Annotated in this window: 3 protein-coding genes and 1 pseudogene; 2 read left to right on the top strand and 2 right to left on the bottom strand. The window is 59.9% G+C overall.

Annotation, left to right across the window (positions count from 1 at the left end):
• Positions 1-233: pseudogene (locus NKH95_RS33010) on the top strand (capsular biosynthesis protein CpsI); the annotation flags it as partial.
• 401 nt (positions 234-634) lie between these two features.
• Here the strand turns inward: NKH95_RS33010 and NKH95_RS33005 are convergent.
• Together NKH95_RS33005 and NKH95_RS33000 are read right to left on the bottom strand one after the other, a co-directional pair.
• The gene (locus NKH95_RS33005; protein ID WP_128302534.1) at positions 635-2,011 is read right to left on the bottom strand and encodes an HlyD family type I secretion periplasmic adaptor subunit; all 1,377 of its coding nucleotides are present in this window, start codon (positions 2,009-2,011) and stop codon (positions 635-637) included.
• A complete protein-coding gene (locus tag NKH95_RS33000; protein WP_164892821.1) occupies positions 2,004-3,755 on the bottom strand; it encodes a type I secretion system permease/ATPase in 1,752 nt (583 codons plus the stop codon). The genes NKH95_RS33005 and NKH95_RS33000 overlap by 8 nt, the downstream gene beginning before the upstream one ends.
• 454 nt (positions 3,756-4,209) lie before the next feature.
• Here NKH95_RS33000 and NKH95_RS32995 point away from each other — a divergent pair, with 454 nt between their 5' ends.
• Positions 4,210-5,937, top strand: coding sequence for a calcium-binding protein (locus NKH95_RS32995; protein WP_352894552.1), 1,728 nt, complete (start codon positions 4,210-4,212; stop codon positions 5,935-5,937).
• Positions 5,938-6,085 lie beyond the last annotated feature (148 nt).

Below are 6,085 nucleotides of genomic sequence, written 5' to 3'. Positions count from 1 at the left end.
ACATCGGCAACAACAACCCGGTGAAGCTGACCGCCTATGTCGAGGCGCTGGAAAACGCGCTGGGCCGCAAAGCCATCGTCGAACTGTTGCCGCTGCAGCCCGGCGACGTGCCCGATACCTTCGCCGACACCTCGGCGCTGGAGCAGGCGGTCGGCTACCGCCCGACGACGACAGTGACCGAAGGGGTGGGGCGGTTCGTCGAGTGGTATCAGGCGTATTTCGGGCGGGGATAGACAAAGTCTTTGCAAGATCACGGCTGGCAAACTCGCCTCAGGCCACCGTCCAGTGATGCTCGATGGCTGCGCCAGCTCCTGCCAGCACGACGCCCACGGGATTGGCCGCCCCCCCGCAATTCGCACCACAGCAACATTGATCTTTGATGGGTGATGTTGCGGTTCCGCTCGCCCGCCATCCGCCATTCGCGTTCGTTTATTTCATTGGGCAAAAAACTACCGACAGCGGACAAACTGCCTCGCTATTCGAATGATGCGGTAGCGGCACATAACGCGCATGTTTCCTCCAGCCGGAGGCGCTTCATCCCCGCGCCGCCGGTTAGGCTCGACGGCCGCCCGCCCCCAAAAAGCCGTCGGGCCGCCAGAAATCCCGATATCCTACTCGCCTCCCCTCCTCGCCATCACTGCGTAAACGCCTTGGACATCTGATCCGCAAATGGTTTCAACAGATAAGACCAGACATTGCGTTCATCGGTGCGGATATGAACCTCGGCGGGCATACCTGGCCTCAGCACCTTCGCTTCGGTCAGGCAGTTCGATTTGCTTTCAACCTTGATACGCGCCGAGAAATAGGAAAGCTGACGTTGCGGATCTTTAATCAGATCCGCCGAGATGTGTTTCACTGACCCTTGGCAGACCGGAGTGGTTCCCACGTCGAACGCCGGAAAACGGATCGATACCGGCTGCCCTGGCCGGACGTCGTCGACCCGCGACGGAGGGATCAGCGCGTCCACCACAAGATCGTCGGCATCAGGTACGATGGTCATGAGCATCTCGCCAGGCGCGATAACACCGCCGACGGTATGGACAGCCGATTCCTGTATCGTTCCGGACTGCGGCGCGCGGATCGTTGTCTTGGTCAATTCATCCTGGGCCACAATCCTCCGTTCGTTGAGTTCGGTCTGCTTGGCTTCCGTCTCGCGGAGTTCGGTCGTCACGTCAGTGCGCCTTTGGTCATCCAGCTGCAGCATCTGCAACCCCGTTTCGCTGATGCGCGCCTGCGCTTCAGCTACTGCGGCAGCGAGGCGCCCCGATTCTCCCCTGGCCCGGGTGGCATCCAGCCTGATGTTGCTCACCCTCTCCTTGGAGACGAGTTTTTTGGCGTAGAGGGAATCAACGTCGGCGAAATCCTTATTCAGCAGAGCAACCGATTCATCCACCGCGCTCTGTTGCGCTTTAAGACCGTCGATCTGACGTTCAAGTTGCTGGGATTGGCTTCTCAACTGTGCCTTCTGCCCAGCCAAAGCCGAGGCGCGCGTTTCAAAGAGGGCGCGCTCGCCGTTGACGAGCGCAGCCAGCTCCGGTTGGTTCATTCGCGCCTTCAGGCCGACCGGCAGCTGCATTTCCGCCAGGCCCGTGCGCTCGGCCTCCAGCCGGGCGAGGCGGACGGTCGCGCGATCGAGATCCTCACTGATGATTTGCAGGTTCGCGCGAGTCAGCGTGTCATCCAGCCTGACCAGCACGTCGCCGGCTCGTACATGATCTCCGTCCTGCGCGAAGATCCCGCCCACTGTGCCTCCGGTTTGATGCTGGACCTTCTTGACGTTGCTTTCCACCACCACGGTGGCTGGTGCAACCACAGCGCCGGCGATCTTGGTCAATCCCAGCCATAGGCCGCCGCCAAGGACCAGCAGACCGGTAATCGCCAAGCCGAATATCAGGTTGGCCCGTATACCGTCCGGCAGATCTGGCGCGCTCACGGCAGGCCGTTTGCTGCCACGAAGGGTCCGAGCATACGATGAGAAGGTGACGAATGTTTCGAGCAGACCTTCATGCATGTCCGGCAACACCCGGTATCGGCGCCAAAGAAGATGGCCGAGGTGAAACAGGCGGTGAAGGTCGGAGCACGTTCGCCAAGACCTGCTCGCGCGAGCCAAAGGCATGAACCGTCCCATTCGACATAACCAATACCTGATCGATGTTGGCGAGAGCCGAAGGACGATGCGCAACGACAATGACGATGCCTCCGCGCTGACGCACTGCCCGTATGGCGCCGGCCAGGGCAGCGTCCCCATCTACGTCGAGGTTCGAGTTCGGTTCGTCGAGCACGACAAGAAACGGCTCGCCATAAAGTGCTCGGGCGAGACCCACGAGTTGCCTCTGCCCTGCCGACAGGGCCGCTCCGCCCTCGCCGATGCGGGTCTGAAACCCCTGAGGGAGTTGCATTATCATTTTCTCGACGCCGGCTGCTCTTGCCGCCGCAAGGACGCCTTTTGGATCCGTCTTGCCTCGGAACCTCGAAATGTTGTCTGCTACCGTGCCGTCAAACAACTCCACATCCTGCGGCATGTAGCCGATATGGGCGCCGAGCTGTTCCGAGTTCCATTGATCGAGAGAGGCGCCGTCCAATCTCACCGAGCCATGGAGCGGCTTCCACACCCCGACCAACGAACGCACCAAAGTTGTCTTGCCGGAACCGCTTGGGCCGATTACGGCCATCCCAGCGCCTCTCGACAGATGGAAACTCACATTCACCACGGTTGGCTTTGGCAAGCCGGGCGGCGCAATGGTCAATTGCTCGACCGCAAACCGCGCCTGCGGCCGAGGCAACTCCATTGGCTCGTCCTGGCGGCCGAATGCCGCCATGACCGCTGCCAGCTCGGAATAGCTGCGCCGGGCCGACAGAAAGCCTCTCCAGTTTGCGATCGCAGCATCGACCGGGGCCAAGGCGCGGCCAAGCAAAATGGAAGATGCGATGATCACCCCAGGTGAAGCCTCGCCGCCGATCACCAGGTAAGCGCCGAGACCGAGAACACAGGACTGCAACGCCATCCGCAGGGCCTTCGACAGCGAACTGGCGCCACCAACGACGTCAGAGAGACGTTCCTGCTGGGCGAGATAGGCTCGGCTGACGTCGCTCCAGCGTCGAGCCAGTCGACCAGACAGCCCCATTGCGTGAACGACTTCGGCGTTGCGCCGGCCGGAATCGGCAAGCGCCCGCTGCGACAGCAGCTCCTCCGAGGCACGCGCGGCGGGGCCTCGGCTAAACACTTCCGCGATCGCTGTTAAGAGGACCACAGCGATCGCGCCGACCGTCGCCAGCAGGCCGAGCGAAGGATGGAGCAAATAAATGATCAGCAGATAAAAGGGGATCCACGGGGCGTCGAAGATGACCGTCGGTCCCGTTCCGGAGAGAAAGCCGCGCAGTCGGTCAAGATCGTGCAAAGGCTGCAGACGGTCCGCATCACGCCCTGCCTTGAGCGGCAGGGACAGGGAGATGGAGAACACCTTTTGCTGCAAATTCCTATAGAGACGGCTGCCGATGCGGACCAACACGCGAAGCCGCACGAAATCCAGAAGCCCATGGACCGCATACAGACCCAGCATTCCGATCGTGAACCCCACCAGGGTGGGAACGCTCTGCGACGGCAGAACGCGATCGTAAATCTGCAACATATAGACCGAACCGGTCAGAGCGAGAATGTTTATCACTGCCGAGAACAGCGCCACGCCAAGCAGCCCAGGCATGCAGGCGAGAATGGCGGAACGTAGCTCGGGAGAACCGGCCCCCGATGTTTTCATGACCAGCGGTCGTTCGCGCGACACTGCCGCGCCGTTACTTCCGTAAGTTGTAATGGCTCAAACCTTTCTTAGTGCGCATAGCAGCCGCTATCCGTCGGCCCCCTTATTACGCTCTGCTTACATACGTCGACTTTGAGGAAAATGCAGCGGATTCGTGGCATGAGCCGGCGAAACGCGACCGCCGACGTCTCCCTGTCTGGGGATAACTTCCCGAAAAATGACGATTTTCGCTAAAGGAACTGGTCAGAACGGAGCCGGCAAAAGAGGCGTATGTCCTTGCTCCCAAACACTTTCAAAGGTGCCACAGTCGACTGAGCAAAATACCTGCTACTGAGCAACAACTTAGATCAATCAAACATTCTATCTCGCTGTGTTTCGTATTTGATTTCATCCTAATGTAGCAATCACCTAAGCAGACGCGGGGCATAAATCGAATCAACCAAAGGATCATTGGATGACACTCCATTATGCGTCCGGTGGATCAGCCACCGAAGTCGCAACCGCCGGGTTCAACCTGGTCGATGTTCAATATCTTTCGCAGGTCAATGCTTTGCCGGACGGCATGAAAGGCCTCGTCTATCTCGGAGCGCACGACGGCGTCACCTCCTCCTTCATTGAAAAAGTTACACCATTTCTGAACAACCCGAAGGTGTTCGGATTTTTCCTGATGGACGAGCCAGATCCCACCGGCAGGTGGGGCACATATGCAACTGCCGAAAACCTGAAAGCGGAATCGGATTGGATCCATTCCCATTTTCCGGGCGCCAAGACCTTCGTCACCATGATGAATATGGGGTCTCCTACAAATCCGGATTTTTCCAACACCTATAATCCGGCCAATACAGGCATCGACTATTACGGGTTGGACCCGTACCCGGTGCGCGATGACGTGAGCACGGTCGACTACAACATGATCGACAGGGCCGTGGGCGCGGCAGTGAAGTCCGGCATCCCGATCGACAAGATCATTCCGGTCTACCAGACTTTTGGCGGTGGCAACTGGACGACCGACACGGGCGGGAAGCATCAGATGCCAACGACGGAACAGATGCAAACGATGATAGATCATTGGGCAGCACTGGTTCCGTCGCCTGCCTTCGATTATGCCTATGCCTGGGGCTCGCAGAACGGAGACACAGCTCTGGAGAATTCGCCGGCACTGCAGGCCTTCTTCCAGCAGCACAACCTCCAAAGCACCGGTGGCTCTGCCGCCCCTCCAGCAAGCGATCCGATCGATACCCCGACCACGCCGCCAAGCGACGCCGGCGCCCCTGCTCCCGCCGCGCCGGCCCCGTCGGACAGCGATCATATATTCCATGGCACGCGCGGCCCAGACGTTTTTCACGCGACCACGGGCAATGACAAATATCTCGTCAACAATGCCCATGACAAGGTGATGGAAGCGCCAAGCGGCGGGGTCGACAAGGTCGTGGCCTCGGTGAGTTACGCTCTTACGGCGGGCTCACATATCGAGCAGCTCTCCACCGCCAGTTCGGGTGGCAGGGCGTCCATCAACCTGACCGGCAACGAATTCGGTCAAGCCATCTATGGGAATGGCGGCGCCAACAAGATCAATGGTGGCGGTGGCGCGGACAAGATGACCGGCTATGGCGGCAATGACACCTATTACGTCGACAATGCCCACGACAAGGTGGTGGAGCAGAGAGGAAGCGGCGCCGATAAGGTTCTTGCCTCGGTGAGCTTCGCTCTTTCGGCTGGCTCGCATATCGAGCAACTCGCAACCACCAAGGCATCCAGCAAGGCCGCCATCAATCTGACCGGCAACGAATTCGGACAGACCATTCAAGGCAATGCCGGTAGCAACAAGATCGACGGTGGCGGCGGAGCCGATACGTTGAGCGGGCGTGGGGGCAGAGATGCCTTCGTGTTCAGTACCGCCCTTGGTGCTGGAAACGTGGACAAGATCACTGATTTCAACAAAGCCCAGGACAAAATCCACCTCGATCATTCCATCTTTGCCGGTCTCGATCAGGGGGGCCTCTCGTCGGACGCTTTCTTTGCCGGCAAAGCCGCGCATGACAGTTCCGATCACATTATCTACAACAGTTCGACGGGAGCTCTTTCTTTCGACAGCGACGGCGTCGGAGGCGCAAACCAGATCCATTTCGCGAGCCTCTCTCCGCATCTGTCGATTACCGCATCGTCTTTTCTGGTCACCTGAACCAGCCCAGCGAAGAAACGCTTTAAGAAGTCGGGGGGGGGCGGGGGGGGGGCCCCGCCCAAGTGACGGCGTGGTGGGGGCCAACAGCAGAGCGCGGTGGGGGGCGCAGACACCCGCCCCCCCCCCCCCGCCCCCCGGGGCCGCCGCC

Origin of the sequence: Mesorhizobium sp. M0848, from assembly GCF_040319805.1 — a bacterium.
In the GTDB taxonomy this organism is placed as follows: Bacteria; Pseudomonadota; Alphaproteobacteria; order Rhizobiales; family Rhizobiaceae; genus Mesorhizobium.
This window is presented reverse-complemented; position numbering and strand designations above follow the sequence as displayed.

What these genes read in the sequence shown, in the direction of transcription:
- NKH95_RS33005 (WP_128302534.1), bottom strand. Translation starts at nt 2,011, where the DNA reads ATGCATGAAGGTCTGCTCGAAACATTCGTCACCTTCTCATCGTATGCT.
- NKH95_RS33000 (WP_164892821.1), bottom strand. Translation starts at nt 3,755, where the DNA reads ATGAAAACATCGGGGGCCGGTTCTCCCGAGCTACGTTCCGCCATTCTC.
- NKH95_RS32995 (WP_352894552.1), top strand. Translation starts at nt 4,210, where the DNA reads ATGACACTCCATTATGCGTCCGGTGGATCAGCCACCGAAGTCGCAACC.